A 17,185-nucleotide genomic window follows, 5' to 3' on the forward strand; every position below is an offset into this window, starting at 1 on the left:
CGAAGCTCGCTGGCGTGAGCGCTTATTTTCAGAGCAAATCCCGGACGGAAAACCGGTTCCCACTTTTCCTGGGATTTCGCGCAGCCAGCGCGCGACCGCGCGTCGGCCCTAATGGGCCGCGCCCGCGCAGCCGCGAGCGAAGCTCGCTGGCGTGAGCGCTTATTTTCAGAGCAAATCCCGGACGGAAAACCGGTTCCCACTTTTCCTGGGATTTGCGCTATTTCGCCTCAAGCACGCACAGGCGGCACTGATAGTTCTCCTTCAGATGATAGGGGGCGATCGGTGTCTGGCGCACCTTGAGCCGGCCTGCATCCTCCATCGCCGCCAGATGGTCGGCGTAGTTCTCCTTGTCCCAGACATTCTCGTGCACCGTGGCGACGATCACGCCTCCGGGCCGGGTGACGCGGGCGAGCTCGGCCATCGCTTCCGGGCCGACATGGCCGTTGGTGAAGACGCCGACGCATACGACGCCGTCATAGCTGTTGTCGGGGATCGAGAGCGGCGCGGTCATGTCGGCTTCCGCGAGCTTGCGGTAGGCCTTCTTGTCGGCGGCGACGTCCAGCATGTCGCGGGAAACGTCAATGCCGTCGATGGTCGTGAACCCGCGCTCGGCCAACTCGGCGCCGGCCAGACCAGTGCCGCAGCCCGCATCCAGGACTTCCGCTGTCGGTGCGACCTGCTCGGCAAGCGCCTCCGCGACCAGCGCCGGGCCGACATAGCCCATGCCTTCGAGGGTGTCGCGATCGTAGTCGCGCGCCCAGTCCGCATAGACGTCGCGGCAGACCTCGGGCCCGCCGTCCATCGTATAGAGCCGATCGAGAATCGAGGTGTCTGAACCCATTCGGGTCTCTCCTAATGTCTGCGATATCCTGAATACGACATGAGTGTCGCAGATCGCACTTTCAACGGCAAAGGCGGCGGGGGAGAGAGCCGGAGCGGAGAAGCTGCAGCCATTTCCGGTCACTCAGGTGGTTCTACTTGGGCGGAAACGGCGCTCGCGGGCGAGGTTGCATATTAGGAGTCGCTGAAGCTTGACTTGCGTCATGTTGCGATCGCCCTGGCTCGGATACGTCTCGGGTTCAACGCCGCCGTGGGCATGACCGTGACGATCCACATTCTTGAAGACGACACCAGCGTTCTGGACGCGCTCAGCCTGCTCCTGGAAATGAACGGGGAGCGGGCGGTCCTGCATCGATCGGCGGAGAGCTTCTTCGAAGCCACGCCGCCGGTCCGGGACGATCTCGTCATCGTCGACGTGGGTCTGCCGGGTATTGGCGGGGCGGAAGTTATCCGCTGGGTGCGCCGCCTGCAGGACCCGCCTCGGGTGGTGGCGATTTCCGGGCAGACGGAGAGCTATCTCACCCGTGCCTTCCGCCACGAGCCGGCACCGCTGGTGCTGCGCAAGCCGCTCGATGACAAGGCGCTTGCCGCGCTGTTCGCCGACCCTCGGCTTGGCCGGGAAGGCGGGGCGGCGCCATCGAAGTCCGATCCTGACGCTATGTGACGATCCGTCATCCGCAATTTCCCCTAAGGGCTTCATCGTACGTAACCCGCCTGACTATTTTTCGTAGGCGAGGCGAGTAGTGTGACAACCGTTGACCGGGGAAACGGCTTTTCCGTCGGGAAAGCCGGTTCGGAAACCCGGGAGACGAGGCACCGCTCTTTGCGAGCATGATCACACCGTCTCTATGTGAGGGCGACGATGACCACCCTTTACTCCGCCCGCGATACCGATCGGACCGCTCCGGCCGCCGTGACGGCTGAGACCACGGCGTGGGAAGCGCTGCGCGCCTCCATCCGCTCCAAAACGGTTCGCCTCGCTGAGCACACCATCATCTACTATGAGAGCGACCCGGCGGATCGGTTCTTCGAGATCGTCGACGGCGCGGTGATGCTGTTCAAGCTGTTGCCCGACGGGCGTCGCCAGGTCGTGGGATTGTTTGGGCCGGGCGATCTGTTCGGCCTGCCGTCCGGCGAGGATCACGACAGCGCTGCGGAGACGCTGGTCCCGTCGGTTCTGAAGGCGATCGAGCGCCGCGACATCGAGGATTCCGTGGAGCTGCAGCGCCACGTCAACCGCTGCCTCCTGCGTCAGGTCGCCGACCTGCGCGAACACACCGTTCTACTCGGCCGCAAGTCGGCGTTCGAGCGGGTGGCGAGCTATCTGATGCACATGGTGCCCGGCCGAGGGCTGGGCGAGCGCTGCCGTGGGCGTCCGGAAAGCGGGTGCGACGAGGCGGTGGTGCGGATCACCATGACGCGCCAGGAGATCGCCGACTATCTCGGGCTCACCATCGAAACCGTCAGCCGTATTATCTCCGGCATGAAGCGTAAGGGCTTTCTGACCGCCGACCGTCAGGACCGGCTGAAGATCACCGACGTATGTGCGCTCTGCCGTCAGAGCGGGATGCACTAGCTTCTCAGACGGGCCGGGCGTGCTGCTTCTCTGTCCCGTTTTTGACGACCGCGGCTGATCGCGGTTTCAACCCTCTCCCTCCTCCCTTCGATCTGGGATAACTTGCGCCGCTCGGGCTCTCCGGGCGGCGTCTTTCTTGATTTCGGCTTCGATAACCCCCTATTGGAGGGCGCCAGCCGGCCGGACGGCCGCTCCGGCAATGGCCGAAAGGTCGCCGGGGAGGAAAGTCCGGGCTCCATGGAAATACGGTGCCGGGTAACGCCCGGCGGGGGTCAAACCCTAGGGAAAGTGCCACAGAAAGCAAACCGCCGGCCACCGCGCCGGTAAGGGTGAAAGGGTGGGGTAAGAGCCCACCGCGGGACTGGCAACAGGACCGGCATGGTAAACCCCACCGGGAGCAAGACCGAATAGGAACGGTGCGGACGTCTTTAGCGTCCAGTCGATTTCCAGACCAGCCGTTCGGGTAGGTCGCGTGAGGCGCTCGGCAACGGGCGTCCCAGAGGAATGGCCGTCACGTGTCCGGACATGCTCCGGACGCCTTACAGAACCCGGCTTACAGGCCGGCTGGCAATCTCTCCTTTTTTCCGTCTGTCGATCTCGGTGCGCATCGCAGCGCGCCGCGTGCGTCGACCTTTTCTTAATCGATCAGCGACTAGATTCGGTTCTGGGCGAGCCACAATCCCAGGTGGCTGTCGCCGCAGGGCGCGCGCGCCCAATTGGGCCCTGTGGAATCCATGCTGTCCCATTGGATTCCATTGACGCCCATGATCCCCCATGATATCCCAAAACTACCCTGTCGGTTCACTCCGAAATCCCATGCCGCACCCATGCGGCGACGGCTTTCGAGCGACGGGGCGGGTCGGAGGCGTGCACAGCTCCTGAACAGTGCTGCGGGCCAGCTCGATCCGGTCGATGGCCCGGCGGTCGAGGACGGGAAGGCCGATGCACGGGTTCGTGTCGCACTACACGAACAAGCTGGACGCGAAGGGGCGCGTGTCGATCCCGGCTGCGTTCCGCGCCGTCCTGACCCGTGACGGGTTCGAGGGGCTGTACTGCTTTCCCTCGCTGCACGAGCCGGCGGTGGATGCCGGCGGCAACGTGCTGCTCGAGCGTATCCACGAGCAGCTCGACAAGCTTCCGCCGCTGTCGCGCGACCACGACATGGTGTCGACGGCACTGTTCGGCGTCAGTGAGATCTTGAAGGTGGACGGAGAGGGCCGGGTGATGTTGTCGGATACGATCAAGGCGCATGCCGGCATCACCGATCAGGTCGTTTTCGTCGGCCTTGGCTACAAATTCCAGATCTGGGCGCCCGAGCGGTTCGCGACCTATCGCGCCGAGGCGATGCGCCAGGCGTTCGGCCGCATCGACCAGCGCTCTCCCGCGAGCGGGGAGGGCGCGTGATGGCGGCTTGGGACGGCGCCCCACCATCCCCCGATGACGGCCGGCATCTGCCGGTGATGCGCGACGAGGTGGTCGAGTATCTCGCGCCCCAGGCGGGCGACGTGGTGATCGACGGCACTTTCGGCGCGGGCGGTTATACGACGGCGTTCCTGGAAGCGGGCGCGACCGTCGTCGCCATCGATCGCGATCCCGACGCAATCGCCCGGGCGCGCCAGATGACGTCGGCGTGGGGCGATCGTCTGATCGTCGCCGAAGGCCGCTTCGGGGAGCTCGACGAGCTCGGTCAGGCGGCGGGGGTTCCCGAAGCCGACGGTGTCGTGCTCGATATCGGGGTCTCCTCCTTCCAGCTCGACAGCCCCGATCGCGGCTTCTCCTTCCGTCATGCCGGACCGCTCGACATGCGGATGGGGCGCGATGGGCCGAGCGCGGCCGATCTCGTCAACACTGCGCCGGAGCGCGCGCTTGCCCAGATCATCGCCCGGCTGGGGGAAGAGCGCAGGGCGCGGGCGGTGGCGCGCGCCATCGTCGCCGAACGCGCAGCCGCGCCGATCGAGACCACGGACCATCTGGCGAGCCTGATCGCCCGGGTCGTGCCCCAGGCGGCCGACCATATCCATCCCGCCACCCGCACCTTTCAGGCGCTCCGGATCTACGTGAACCGCGAGCTGGACGAGCTTGCCGCCGCTTTGGGGGCGGCCGAACGCGTCTTGCGCGAGGCGGGCCGGCTGGTGGTGGTCGCCTTCCACAGCCTGGAAGACCGGATCGTGAAGCGCTTCCTGGCCGACCGCAGCCGGGTGACGCCGGGCGGCTCGCGCCATCTGCCCGAGGCGGATCTGGCGGAGGCGACGTTCTCGCTGCTGACCAAGCGGCCGGTCGAGCCGAGCGTGAACGAGACCCGGATCAATCCCCGAGCCCGGTCTGCGCGTCTGCGCGCCGCGGTGCGCACGGCCGCGCCCGCCCGTCCGATCGATCCGCGCGCGCTCGGCGTGCCCAATGTGCCGGCACTTGCCGGCTGGGAGGCCTGAGCAATGTACCGCGCCACTCTCACGATCCTGTTCGCGGCGGTTTTGATCACGGCGGCCGCCGTGTTCGCGATCAAGAAAGACGCGGAGCGCGCGGCCGAACGCGCCCACCGCATCGATCAGGAAATCGCGGAGGAGAAGGCGAAGATCGCCAAGCTCCGTGCGGCCTGGAGCGCGGCGGACGATCCCGGCCGCCTGCAGCGTCTGGTCGATCAGCATCAGGATCTGCTGGAGCTCGCTCCCATCGAGCCGAAGCAGATCGGAACATTCGACGACGTACCGCGGCGACCGGCGCCGATCGATGACGACACCGGCGTTTCGACCGGCTCGCTCGGTCTCGTCGGGCAAGGGGGATAACGATGGCAACCGACCGCAAAACTGCCGACGGCATGTCTCGCCTTTCCCGCGATCCGCAGAAAGAGGCAGCCGAGCGGGGCCGCAACCGCATCGTGCTCGCGATGGCGGTCTTCTCCGCGATCTATCTCGTCATCGCCGGTCGTCTGGTGACATTGGGTATGGCGGAGGAGCGCCCGAACGTTGCCTATCAGACCGCCCAGGAGGAGGTCTCCGCCGCGCGTCCGGATATCGTCGACCGCAATGGGGAAATCCTCGCCACCGACCTGTCGACCGCCTCGCTCTATGCCGAGCCGCGTCGGGTGCTCGATGTGGACGAGGCGATCGAGTCGCTCTCCACCGTGCTGCCGGACCTGGGCTCCGCCACCACCCGCCGGCGGCTTGCCTCGGATGCGGGCTTCGTCTGGCTGAAGCGTGAGATCACGGACGAGCAGCGCAAGCGGGTTCACTCCCTGGGAGTGCCCGGCATCGATTTTCTGACGGAAAACCGCCGCTTCTATCCCGGCGGTGCGCTCGCCGGCCATGTGCTGGGCCTGGTCGATGTCGACAACGCCGGGATCGCGGGGCTTGAGAAATATATCGACGATCACGGCCTTGCCGCGCTTCACGCCGCCGGCATGGCGCGCACCGGCGAGGATCTCGCCCCCGTGCGCCTCTCCCTGGACATTCGCGTTCAGCATGCGGTGCGCGACGAGCTGTCGCGAGCGATGGAGCGCTACCAGTCGATCGCCGCGGTCGGGATCATCCTTGACGCCAACACCGGCGAGGTCATGGCTATGTCCTCGCTGCCCGACTACGATCCGAACGATCCGTCGGAGGCGCTGGAAGCCGACCGGATGAACCGGGCGACGGCGGGTGTTTTCGAGCTCGGCTCGGTGTTCAAGACCTTCACCACGGCGATGGCGCTGGATTCCGGCAAGGTGTCGATGTCCGACAGCTTCGACGCGAGCCGGCCGATCCGGATCGGTGGGTACACCATTCGCGACTTCCATGGCATGGGCCGCGCGCTGAGTGTGCCGGAAATCTTCATTCACTCCTCCAATATCGGCACCGCTCACATGGCGCTCAGCGTCGGTATCGAAAGCGAGAAGGAATTCCTGGGCCGGATCGGCATGTTCGAGCCGGTTCAGACCGAGCTGCCGGAAACGGCGCAGCCGATCCTGCCGCCGCGCTGGTCGGAGATCGCCGCGATGACGATCTCCTTCGGCCACGGCATCTCGGTGAGCCCGATGCATGCCGCCGTCGCGGCTGCGGCGCTGATGAACGGTGGCAACCTGATCCCGCCGACCTTCTTTCCGCGCACCCGCTCGGAAGCCTTGAAGCTGGCGAAGCCGGTGGTTTCGCCGGCGACGAGCAAGGCGATGCGCGAACTCTTCACGATGAACGCGGAGAAGGGCTCCGGCAAGAATGCCCGCGTCGAAGGCTACCGCGTCGGCGGCAAGACCGGCACCGCCGACAAGGTGGTGAACGGCCGCTATGCCCACGACAAGCGGCGCAACAGCTTCCTGGCGGCGTTCCCGATGGACGATCCGCAATATGTGGTCCTGGTCATGCTCGACGAGCCGAAGCCGGAACCGGGGAAATATTACGCCACGGCGGGTTGGAATGCCGCGCCGACGGTCAGCAACATCGTGCGCCGTGTCGCGCCGATGCTGGGTGTGCCGCCGAAGTTCGACGAGCCGGAAGCGAAGACGCTGCTGGTGTCCTATGACGATCACTAGCAAAAGCTAGGACAGGCGGCGCGATTCGCGCGCCGAGCAGAGTTGCGTGAGCGATGGCGGACGCTCGTCGGGGAATAAAAGCCCGGCGGCGTCCGAATTGAATCAAGGCCCGACGCGGACGGGGCCTGAGAGGTGAGACAGGATATGCGGCTTTCGGACCTTGCTCCGGATCTGGATCTCGGCCCTGCGGGGGATGTCGAGATCACCGGCCTGACGGCGGACAGCCGTGAGGTGGGTCCGGGCGTTCTGTTTGCCGGCCTGCCTGGCACGCGCGTGGACGGCGCGGCCTATGTCGGCGAGGCGGCCGCGAAGGGCGCGGCGGCGGTTCTGGTTGCCGAAGACGCGCACGTGCCGGCCGACCTCGCAGTGCCGGTGGTGCGCGACGCCGATCCAAGGCGGCGGCTGTCGCTGATGGCGGCCCGGTTCGCCGGTGCCCAGCCGGAGACGGTCGTCGCCGTCACCGGGACCGCCGGCAAGACCTCGGTTGCCGCCTTCGCCCGCCAGATCTTCGCCAAAGCCGGCGAGAAGGCGGCGAGCCTGGGTACGCTTGGGGTCGTAACCGAACAGGGCGCGGACTATGGCAGCCTGACCACGCCGGACCCGGTGCATCTGCATCAGCGGCTCGCTGAGCTGGCGGGGGCCGGCATTACCCATTTGGCGCTGGAAGCCTCCAGCCACGGGATCGACCAACGTCGGCTCGACGGGGTCGCGATCAAGGCGGCTGCCTTCACCAATCTCGGCCGCGATCATCTCGACTATCACCCGACCGTCGAAGCCTACCTGGCGGCCAAGCTGCGGTTGTTCGAAACCCTTGTGGCTGCGGATGGCGCGGTGGTGGTGGATCCGCTGGCGCCCGGCGGCGATGCTGTCGCCAAAACGGCCGCCGCACGCGGGTTGCGTCTGATGACGGTTGGCACGTCCGGCGCGGCGCTCCGGCTTCGTTCCGTCGCCCCGGATGCGACGGGCCAGACCATCGAGGTCGAAGCGGCGGGCCGTATATATCGCCTTCATGTGCCGCTGCTGGGCAGGTTCCAGGTCGATAACGCGCTGATCGCAGCCGGGCTCGCGATTGCCGTCGGCGTTCCGGCCGAAATGGCGCTGACGAGCCTGGAGGCGCTGGAAGGCGCGCCCGGCCGGCTGGAGCTGGTGGCGCGCACCAAGACGGGCGCGCCCGTGTTCGTTGACTATGCCCACAAGCCGGATGCGCTGGAGACGGTGTTGGCGACGTTGCGCGAGGTTACGGCGGGCCGTCTTGTCGTGGTGGTTGGCGCTGGCGGCGACCGCGATCGCGGCAAGCGGCCGCTGATGGGTGCGGCTGCCACGCGTGGCGCCGATGTCGTGATCGTCACCGACGACAACCCGCGCTCGGAAGATCCTGCCGCAATCCGGGCCGAGATCTTGGCGTCCGCCCCCGGTGCCAAGGAAATCGGCGACCGACGCGCGGCAATCCGCCAAGCCGTGGCGATGCTGGGCGAGGGCGATGTCCTGGTGGTGGCCGGCAAGGGCCACGAAACCGGCCAGATCGTCGGCGGTGTCACGCATCCTTTTTCCGATCACGCGGAAGTGGAAGCGGCGGTGCGCGACATGGAGGCTCCCGAGCCGGCGCCCTTGTGGGCCACGGCCGAAATCGCCATGGCGGCGCATGGCCGTCTGATCGGTCCCGACTTGCCCGTCACCGGGATCTCGATCGACACCCGCACGCTGCAGCCGGGCGATGCCTTTTTCGCGATCAAAGGGGATCGCTTCGACGGTCACGCCTTCGTAGACGCCGCCTATGGCGCCGGCGCGCATCTCGCCGTGGTCTCCAATTCCGGCGTTGCGGTGCCGGATGGGCGGGCGGCGGTCGAGGTCGCGGACGTGCTGGATGCGCTCGGCGATGTAGGCCGCGCCGCCCGTGCGCGGTCGGAGGCGAAGATCGTCGCGGTTACCGGCAGCGTCGGCAAAACCGGGACGAAAGAAGCCCTCCGCCTTGCCCTTTCCGCCAGCGGGCCGACTCATGCATCCTCGGCGTCCCACAACAATCATTGGGGCGTTCCGCTGACCCTGTCTCGACTTTCGCGCGAAGACGCGTTCGGCGTCTTCGAAATCGGTATGAACCATGCCGGCGAGATCATCCCGCTGACCCAAATGGTGCGCCCGCATGTGGCGGTGGTGACCACGGTCGGGCCGGTCCATATCGAGTTCTTCGGTTCGGTGGAGGCGATCGCCCACGCCAAGGCGGAAATCTTTACCGGGCTTGAGCCGGGTGGTGTGGCGGTCGTCAACGCCGATGATGCGGTGACGGCGGTGCTGGAGGCCGATGCCAAGGCTGCCGGCGTGCGGCGGATCGTGCGGTTCGGCGAACGCGCCGACGCAGACGTTCGGTTAGTCGAGCTTGATGCCGGACCGGAACGCTCTCAGGTGACGGCGGACGTGTTCGGCCGGCGGGTCCGCTACGAGGTCGGCGCGCCCGGGCGCCATGCGGCGAAGAACTCGCTGGCTGTACTGGCGGCCGTCGATCTGTTGGGCGCCGATGTCGAGGCCGGCGCGGCTACTCTGGGTGAGATCGAGGCAGGGGCCGGGCGTGGCCGGCAGCTCATGCTGTCGCTTCCCGGCGGATCCGCGCGGCTGATCGATGATGCCTTCAATGCCAATCCCAGCTCCATGCGAGCTGCGTTCGATGTGCTTGCGCTAACCCCGACCGGACCAGGGGGACGACGGATCGCCGCCCTCGGCGACATGTTCGAACTCGGCAATAATTCCCCAGAATTTCATAGGGAGCTCGCACAATCCCTCGAAAAAGCGGGGATAGACCTCGTATTTTGTGCGGGACCTCTCATGCGGCACCTCTTCGATGCGTTGCCATCAAGCCTCCGCGGCGCGTATGCGATGACCGCCGCAGAGCTCGTCGCACCCGTGCGCGAATCCCTGACGGCAGGGGACGTCATCCTCGTGAAGGGCTCCAAGGCGAGCCGCATGACCGACGTCGTCGCGGCTTTGTGCGAGCGCTACGCGTCCCCTTCACCGCATCGATCAATGGGCTGAGGGAACGCCGCATGCTCTACCTCTTGGGCGATCTCGCCGGACAGGTCTCTTTCCTCAACGTTTTCCGCTACATCACCTTCCGCACCGGCGGGGCGCTGCTGACGGCCCTGTTCCTGGTGTTTCTGTTCGGGCCGCGCATCATCGCGAGCCTGCGCCTGCGCCAGGGCAAAGGCCAGCCGATCCGTGCCGATGGCCCGGCCAGCCACCTGATGACCAAGAAGGGCACGCCCACGATGGGCGGGCTCATGATCCTGTTCGGCCTGCTTGCCGCCACGCTTTTGTGGGCGGACCTCAGCAACCCTTACGTCTGGATCGTCCTGTTCGTCACTTTGAGCTTCGGGCTGATCGGCTTCTACGACGATTATCTGAAGGTGACGAAGGCCACCGATCGCGGCTTTTCTGGCCGAATGAGACTGCTGATCGAGGCGGTCGTGGCCGGCCTTGCCGCCGCCGCCGTCGCCTGGCTGGGTAAGGGCGAACTCTCCACCGCGCTGGCGCTGCCTTTCTTCAAGGACTTCATCGTCAATCTCGGGCTCTTCTTCATCCCGTTCGGGATGCTGGTCATCGTCGGCGCGGGCAATGCGGTAAACCTGACGGACGGCCTCGACGGGCTTGCGATCGTGCCGGTGATGATCGCGGCCGGCTCGTTCGGCGTCATTGCCTATCTCTCCGGCAACGTCGTCTTCGCCGACTATCTGCAAATTCACTTCGTGGTCGGCGTGGGCGAGCTGTCGGTGGTTTGCGGCGCGCTAATCGGGGCCGGCCTCGGCTTCCTGTGGTTCAACGCCCCGCCGGCGGCGATCTTCATGGGCGACACCGGCTCGCTCGCGCTGGGCGGCATGCTCGGCTCGATCGCGGTCGCCACCAAGCACGAGATCGTGCTGGCCATCATCGGCGGCCTGTTCGTGCTGGAGGCGGTGTCGGTGATCATTCAGGTCGCCTCCTACAAGCTCACCGGCAAGCGCGTCTTCAAGATGGCGCCGATCCACCACCATTTCGAGCAGCTCGGCTGGACGGAGCCCCAGGTCGTGATCCGCTTCTGGATCGTGGCCGTGGTGCTGGCGCTCCTGGGCCTGGCCACCTTGAAGCTGCGGTAAGGGGGGCACGTTGGCGCGGCACGAGCGGACGGAGAAACGGGCAGGGACAGGGCGTCGGCTTCTCATCAAGGGAGGCCGTCGATGATTCCGGTTGCCTGCTTCTCCGGCGCGAAGGTCGCGCTGTTCGGCCTTGGCGGGTCCGGCCTGGTCACGGCCAAGGCGCTCGCCGCCGGCGGTGCCGATGTCGTCTCGTTCGACGATCAGCCGGCCAAGGTCGCCGCCGCCGCTGCCGAGGGCCTGGCAACCGCCGATTTGCGCACGCTCGATCTTTCCGCCTATGCGGCGCTTGTGCTGGCGCCCGGCGTGCCGCTCACCCATCCCAAACCGCACTGGTCGGTGGAGCTTGCCAAGGCGGCCGGCGTGCCGGTGATCGGCGATATCGAACTCTACGAGCGCGAGCGCCGCGCTCGTGCGCCCGAGGCGACGCTGGTAGCGATCACCGGGACCAACGGCAAATCCACCACCACCGCGCTCATCGGCTATCTCCTCACGTCACTTGGCGTGACGGCGCCAGTCGGCGGAAATATCGGCGTGCCGGCTCTGGAGCTGCCATTGCCGCGCGCCGGCGATGCGGCGGTGCTGGAGATGTCGTCCTATCAGATCGATCTGGCGCCTTCGCTCGCTCCGACGGTCGGGGTGCACCTCAATATCTCCGAGGATCATCTCGACCGGCACGGCACGATTGAAAACTACGCCGCGATCAAGGAGCGGGTGGTCGCGCAGGCCGAGACGGCGGTCATCGGCGTCGACGACGACTTTTCCCGCGCGATGGCGGAGCGGCGTGAGGCGCGTGGGTTGCCGACGCTCCGCATCTCCACCGGCGGTCCGGTCGCCGAAGGCGTCTATGCCGAGGGCACGGTGCTCTACCGCGCCCATGGCGGTCCGCGAGAGAAGATCGTCGACCTCAAGGGTATTGCCAGCCTGCGAGGGCGTCACAACGCGGAGAATGCGGCTGCGGCCTTCGCCGTCCTGGTCGCGCTCGGGATGGATGTTGCCGCCGCTGCGAAGGCTCTGCCCGGTTTTCCGGGGCTCGCCCACCGGCTGGAGCAGGTGGCGCGCCATGGCCGCGTTCTGTTCGTCAACGATTCCAAGGCGACGAACGCGGATTCGGCCCGCCGCGCGCTTGCGAGTTTCGAGCGGATCTACTGGATTGCCGGCGGTCGGCCGAAGACCGGTGGTATTGCCGCGCTCGCCGATCTCTTTCCGCGAGTCGCCAAGGCCTACCTGATCGGCGAAGCGGCGCCCGACTTCGCAGCCACCTTGGAAGGCAAGGTGCCGGCCACCGTCGCGGGCGATCTCGAGACGGCGCTGACCCTGGCGGCTCAGGATGCGGCGGCCGATCCGGCGGAGGAGCCGGTGGTGCTTCTGTCGCCGGCCTGCGCCTCATTCGACCAGTTCCCGAACTTCGAAGTCCGCGGCGACGCCTTCAAGGCGCTCGTCGGCCGGCTCGACGATATCGCACGGAGGGTGTCCTGATGGTCTCGCGCGCCGATCGGAGCCTGGTTGCAGAGTGGTGGTGGACGATCGACCGGCTGTTGCTGGTCTCGCTGGTGGCACTGCTTGCCGGCGGCGTCGTCCTGTCTTTTGCCGCCAGTCCCCCGGTCGCCGAGCGATTGGGGCTCGAGAGCTACCACTTCGTGATCCGCCAAGCCTTTTTCGCAGTGCCGGCGCTGGTGGTAATGATCGCGGTCTCGTTCTTGCCGATCCGGAAGGTGCGGCGCGCGGCGCTGATCCTGTTCATCGTGATGTTGGTGGCCACCATTGCCACCCTGTTCTTTGGCGATGAGGCCAAGGGAGCCCGGCGCTGGCTGTCGTTGTTCGGGCTGTCGGTTCAGCCCTCGGAGTTTTTGAAGCCTGCGTTCGTGATCCTGACCGCGTTCCTGTTCGCCGAGGGCGGAAAGCGACCGGAACTGCCGGGCAAGCTGTTCGCCGTGCTTCTGCTCGTGATGGTGACCGCCCCGCTGGTGGCCCAGCCGGACTTCGGCCAGACCATGCTGGTGGCGATCGTCTGGTGCGCGCTGTTCTTCCTGGCCGGTATGCCGTGGAAATGGGTGGTCGCGCTCGGCGCGCTTGGCGGGGTGGGGCTCGGCGCCGCCTATGCCAACCTTCCCCACGTGGCCAAGCGCATCAACCGCTTCCTGGATCCGAGCTCCGGCGACACCTTCCAGGTCGATACGGCAATTGAATCCTTCGTGCGCGGCGGCTGGTTCGGACGCGGCCCGGGCGAGGGCACCGTGAAGCGCATCCTGCCGGACTCCCACACCGACTTCGTGTTCGCCGTCACGGCGGAGGAGTTCGGCGTGATCGTCTGCCTGATTCTGGTGTCGCTGTTTGCCTTCGTGGTCCTGCGCGGCCTCACTCATGCCATGCGCGAACGCGACGCCTTCACCCGCTTGGCCATTTCCGGCCTGGTGATTCTGTTCGGGGTGCAGTCGATGATCAACATGGCGGTGAACCTGCACCTGATGCCGGCAAAGGGCATGACGCTGCCGTTCGTCTCCTATGGCGGCTCGTCGCTGGTGGCGGTCGCGCTGGAGATGGGCTTCGTGCTCGCCCTGACGCGGCGCAGGCCGAAGCCGGTCCAAATCGGGCCGATGTCCAGCGCGCTCGGCGAGCGCCGCGCCCAGCCCGCTTGATCGGACGGACCGCGCCATGCACGGAACCATCCTCCTTGCAGCCGGCGGCACCGGCGGGCACCTGTTTCCCGCCGAAGCGGTGGCGTTCGAGCTCACTGGGCGCGGCCATACCGTCGAGCTGATCGCCGACGAGCGGGCCGAGCCTTACCGGGCGACCTTTCCGGCCCGCGCCATGCACATCGTGGCGTCCGGCTCGCTGAACAGTCGGATGGCGCCTGCCGCCCTCGTTCGCTCCGCGGTCCGGCTCGGGTCCGGGTTCGTGCAGTCGGCACGGCTTCTAAGGCGGATCAAGCCGGCCGCCATGGTCGGGTTCGGCGGCTATCCGACGCTGCCCCCGGCCTATGCGGCCCGGCTGCTGGGTGTCCCGGTCGTCGCGCACGAGGCGAACGCCGTGCTCGGTCGGGCGAACAAGCTGCTTTCCCGCTTCGCTCATGTAGCGGTTGCGTTTCCGAATGCGCGCGGCTTTGCCAGCGGTGCCAAGCCGCCGCGCCATACCGGCATGCCGGTGCGCCCGCGGGTGATCGCTGCCGCTACACCTTACGAAGCGCCGACGGCCGATGGCCCGCTGCGGCTCGTGGTGTTCGGCGGCAGCCAGGGGGCGCGTGTCCTGTCGGAGGTCGTTCCGGTCGCCGTTCAGCATCTGCCCGACGCGGTGCGCGCGCGCCTGTCGATCGTGCAGCAGTGTCGGCCGGAAGATCTGGATGCGGTGAAGGCGATCTATGGCGAGGCCGATGTGGACGCCGAGCTCGCGCCCTTTTTCGGCGATCTTCCCGAGCGGATCGCCGCCGCGCATCTGGTGATCGGGCGCTCCGGCGCCTCCACGGTTGCCGAACTGGCCACCATTGGGCGGCCGGCCTTCCTGGTGCCGCTGCCCCATGCGCTGGATCAGGACCAGCGCGCCAATGCCCAGGCCTTTTCCGAGGCGGGCGGCGGCTGGATGATCGACCAAAGCGAGTTCACTCCTGGCCGGCTGTCCAAACTCCTGGCCGGACTGGCCGCCGAGCCCGACCGTCTGGTCGCGGCCGCCGGTGCGGCCTCGACCCTTGCCCAACCGGACGCTGCCGCACGCCTGGCCGACTTCATCGAAGAGGTCGGTGGGCTTTCGGCGCGCGGACCCAAGACAGAAGGACCCCGCCCATGAAGCTGCCCTCCGACATCGGCCCGATCCATTTCGTCGGGATCGGCGGCATCGGCATGAGCGGCATCGCCGAGGTGTTGGCCAATCTCGGCTATACCGTGCAGGGGACCGACATCTCCGAGAGCGCCAACGTCAAGCGCCTGCGCGAGCATGGCATCCAGGTTGCGATCGGTCATGACGCGGCCCATCTCGGCAATGCCGCCGTGGTGGTGGTGTCCTCCGCGGTCAAGCGCGACAACCCGGAACTGATGGCAGCCCGTGCGCGGCTTCTGCCGGTGGTGCGGCGGGCGGAAATGCTGGCGGAGCTGATGCGGCTGAAACAGTCGATCGCCGTCGGCGGCACTCATGGCAAGACCACCACGACCTCGATGGTTGCCGCCCTTCTGGATGCCGGCGGGCTCGACCCGACCGTGATCAACGGCGGCATCATCAACGCCTATGGCACCAACGCGCGCATGGGCGAAGGCGACTGGATGGTGGTGGAGGCCGACGAATCCGACGGAACCTTCGTCAAGCTGCCCGCCGATATCGCGATCGTTACCAACATCGATCCCGAACACTTGGATCACTACGGCACCTTCGAGGCCGAGCGGAAGGCATTCTTCCAGTTCGTGGAAAACGTTCCGTTCTACGGTTTCGCCGTGATGTGTCTCGATCATCCGGAGGTGCAGGCGCTGGTCGGGCGGATCGAGGATCGCCGCCTGATCACTTATGGCGCCAACCCCCAGGCCGATGTCCGCTTTACCAATGTGGTCGCGGAACGCGGCGTCAGCCGTTTCGATGTCCATCTCTACGACCGGATCACCGGCGAAGAGCACACCATTTCCGATCTTGTGCTGCCGATGCCCGGGCTGCACAACATCTCCAACGCCACGGCCGCCATCGCCGTCGCCGATCGGCTGGGCATCCAGCCGGATGCGATTCGCGCAGGGCTGCAGAGCTTCGGCGGGGTGAAGCGGCGCTTCACGCACACCGGTACTTGGAACGACGTCGATATCTTCGACGACTACGGCCATCACCCCGTCGAGATCGCCGCCGTGCTGAAGGCCGCGCGCGCCTCCACCAAGGGCAAGGTGATCGCGGTGGTGCAGCCCCATCGCTACACCCGCCTGAAAGCTCTGTTCGACGATTTCTGCACCTGCTTCAACGACGCCGACGCGGTGGTGGTCGCCAACGTCTATCCCGCCGGCGAAAGCCCGATCTCGGGTGCCGACCGCGATGGATTGGTGGCGGGCCTGCGCACCCATGGCCATCGTGCCGTCACCGCGCTGGAGGGGCCGGAGGCGCTCGCCGGGGTGATCTCCAAGGTCGCCAAGCCCGGCGACTATGTTGTCTGCCTCGGGGCTGGATCGATCACCCAATGGGCGCATGTGCTTCCGGGCCAGCTTGAAGCACTGTCGGAAGGACAGAGCGCGTGAGCGGATCCGACCTCTTCGAGGCTCTGGGACGTGCGGGTGCGGACATCCGCGGCGTGCTTCAGCCCGATTTTCGACTTGCCGATATCGCGTGGTTTCGCGTCGGCGGTCCGGCGGAGCTGATGTTCCAGCCCGCCGACGAAGCGGATCTTGCGACCTTCCTCGCGGCACTGCCGGCGGATGTGCCGGTGCTGCCGATCGGGCTCGGCTCCAATCTTCTGATCCGCGACGGCGGGGTCGAGGGCGTCGTGATCCGGTTATCGGCGCGTGGCTTCGGCAAGATCACGGTCGAGGACGGCCATCGCATCCGCGTCGGCGCTGCGGTTCCCGACGTTCGGCTCGCCCGGTCGGCGGTAGATGCGGGGCTTGCAGGCTTGGCCTTTTATCGCGGGATTCCCGGCGGTATCGGCGGCGCATTGCGCATGAACGCCGGCGCCTATGGCGGCGAAACCAAGGATCGGCTGATCGAGGCGCGGGCCGTCGACCGCGAGGGGAACGTCCACGTCCTCTCAAACGCGGACTTTGGCTACGCCTACCGCCATTCCTCGGCGGCCGCGGATCTGATCTTCACCGAGGCGCTCTACCAGGCCGAGCCCGGCGAGAGCGAGGAGATCCGGGCGGAGATGAACAAGATCACGGAGAGCCGTGAGGCGACGCAGCCGGTGAAAAGCCGGACCGGTGGGTCGACCTTCAAGAACCCGCCGAACGGCAAGGCTTGGCAGTTGGTGGACCAGGCCGGCTGCCGGGGCCTGACGATCGGCGGTGCCCAGGTCTCCGAGATGCACTGCAACTTCCTGATCAACACGGGCGAGGCCACCGCAGCCGATCTTGAGCGCCTTGGCGAGACGGTGCGGGCGCGGGTGCTTGCGACCTCTGGCGTACGGCTCGACTGGGAAATCAAGCGGATCGGGACCTGGCCTCAGGGCGTGACGATCCCGGAATTTACGGAGAGCTGATT

14 protein-coding genes and 1 other RNA gene are annotated in these 17,185 nt (G+C 66.8%); 14 read left to right on the top strand and 1 reads right to left on the bottom strand.

What is annotated here, in order from left to right; translation table 11 throughout:
- Window positions 1-217: 217 nt before the first annotated feature.
- Window positions 218-841, bottom strand: coding sequence for a class I SAM-dependent methyltransferase (locus HNS03_RS12755; RefSeq protein WP_367195801.1), 624 nt, complete (start codon window positions 839-841; stop codon window positions 218-220).
- A gap of 255 nt (window positions 842-1,096) precedes the next feature.
- Here HNS03_RS12755 and HNS03_RS12760 point away from each other — a divergent pair, with 255 nt between their 5' ends.
- The 14 genes from HNS03_RS12760 (at window position 1,097) to murB (ending at window position 17,183) form a co-directional block, all read left to right on the top strand.
- Complete coding sequence (locus HNS03_RS12760) at window positions 1,097-1,504, top strand: response regulator (protein WP_367195803.1); 408 nt, start codon at window positions 1,097-1,099, stop codon at window positions 1,502-1,504.
- Window positions 1,505-1,702: 198 nt separating this feature from the next.
- Window positions 1,703-2,416, top strand: a complete 714-nt coding sequence (locus tag HNS03_RS12765; RefSeq protein WP_367195805.1) for a helix-turn-helix domain-containing protein — start codon at window positions 1,703-1,705, stop codon at window positions 2,414-2,416.
- A gap of 172 nt (window positions 2,417-2,588) precedes the next feature.
- Window positions 2,589-2,988: RNase P RNA component class A (rnpB, locus tag HNS03_RS12770), an RNA gene on the top strand.
- Window positions 2,989-3,358: 370 nt separating this feature from the next.
- On the top strand, window positions 3,359-3,820 hold the full coding sequence (gene mraZ, locus HNS03_RS12775) for a division/cell wall cluster transcriptional repressor MraZ (RefSeq protein ID WP_367195806.1): 462 nt from the start codon (window positions 3,359-3,361) through the stop codon (window positions 3,818-3,820).
- A complete protein-coding gene (rsmH, locus tag HNS03_RS12780) occupies window positions 3,820-4,845 on the top strand; it encodes a 16S rRNA (cytosine(1402)-N(4))-methyltransferase RsmH (RefSeq protein WP_367195808.1) in 1,026 nt (341 codons plus the stop codon). Before mraZ ends, rsmH begins: the two co-directional genes overlap by 1 nt.
- 3 nt (window positions 4,846-4,848) lie before the next feature.
- Entirely contained in the window at window positions 4,849-5,199 is a 351-nt protein-coding gene (locus HNS03_RS12785; RefSeq protein WP_367195810.1) for a hypothetical protein, read from the top strand.
- Window positions 5,200-5,231: 32 nt separating this feature from the next.
- Complete coding sequence (locus HNS03_RS12790; protein ID WP_367196003.1) at window positions 5,232-6,917, top strand: peptidoglycan D,D-transpeptidase FtsI family protein; 1,686 nt, start codon at window positions 5,232-5,234, stop codon at window positions 6,915-6,917.
- A 144-nt stretch (window positions 6,918-7,061) separates the two neighbouring features.
- On the top strand, window positions 7,062-9,941 hold the full coding sequence (locus tag HNS03_RS12795) for a UDP-N-acetylmuramoyl-L-alanyl-D-glutamate--2,6-diaminopimelate ligase (RefSeq protein ID WP_367195812.1): 2,880 nt from the start codon (window positions 7,062-7,064) through the stop codon (window positions 9,939-9,941).
- Between the two features lie 11 nt (window positions 9,942-9,952).
- Window positions 9,953-11,038 (top strand): phospho-N-acetylmuramoyl-pentapeptide-transferase, encoded by a 1,086-nt coding sequence (gene mraY, locus HNS03_RS12800; protein ID WP_367195814.1) that lies wholly within the window; start codon window positions 9,953-9,955, stop codon window positions 11,036-11,038.
- 81 nt (window positions 11,039-11,119) lie between these two features.
- Entirely contained in the window at window positions 11,120-12,514 is a 1,395-nt protein-coding gene (gene murD, locus HNS03_RS12805) for a UDP-N-acetylmuramoyl-L-alanine--D-glutamate ligase (protein ID WP_367195816.1), read from the top strand.
- Window positions 12,514-13,674, top strand: coding sequence for a putative lipid II flippase FtsW (ftsW, locus tag HNS03_RS12810; RefSeq protein WP_367195817.1), 1,161 nt, complete (start codon window positions 12,514-12,516; stop codon window positions 13,672-13,674). The genes murD and ftsW overlap by 1 nt, the downstream gene beginning before the upstream one ends.
- Window positions 13,675-13,690: 16 nt before the next feature.
- On the top strand, window positions 13,691-14,815 hold the full coding sequence (gene murG, locus HNS03_RS12815; protein ID WP_367195819.1) for an undecaprenyldiphospho-muramoylpentapeptide beta-N-acetylglucosaminyltransferase: 1,125 nt from the start codon (window positions 13,691-13,693) through the stop codon (window positions 14,813-14,815).
- Window positions 14,812-16,230 carry a UDP-N-acetylmuramate--L-alanine ligase gene (murC, locus tag HNS03_RS12820; RefSeq protein WP_367195820.1) on the top strand — a complete coding sequence of 473 codons (1,419 nt, stop codon included), beginning with the start codon at window positions 14,812-14,814 and terminating at the stop codon, window positions 16,228-16,230. The genes murG and murC overlap by 4 nt, the downstream gene beginning before the upstream one ends.
- Complete coding sequence (gene murB / locus HNS03_RS12825) at window positions 16,227-17,183, top strand: UDP-N-acetylmuramate dehydrogenase (RefSeq protein WP_367195822.1); 957 nt, start codon at window positions 16,227-16,229, stop codon at window positions 17,181-17,183. Before murC ends, murB begins: the two co-directional genes overlap by 4 nt.
- The last annotated feature ends 2 nt before the right edge of the window (window positions 17,184-17,185 follow it).

Source organism: Amorphus sp. 3PC139-8 (assembly GCF_040750475.1).
Lineage (GTDB): Bacteria > Pseudomonadota > Alphaproteobacteria > Rhizobiales > Amorphaceae > Amorphus.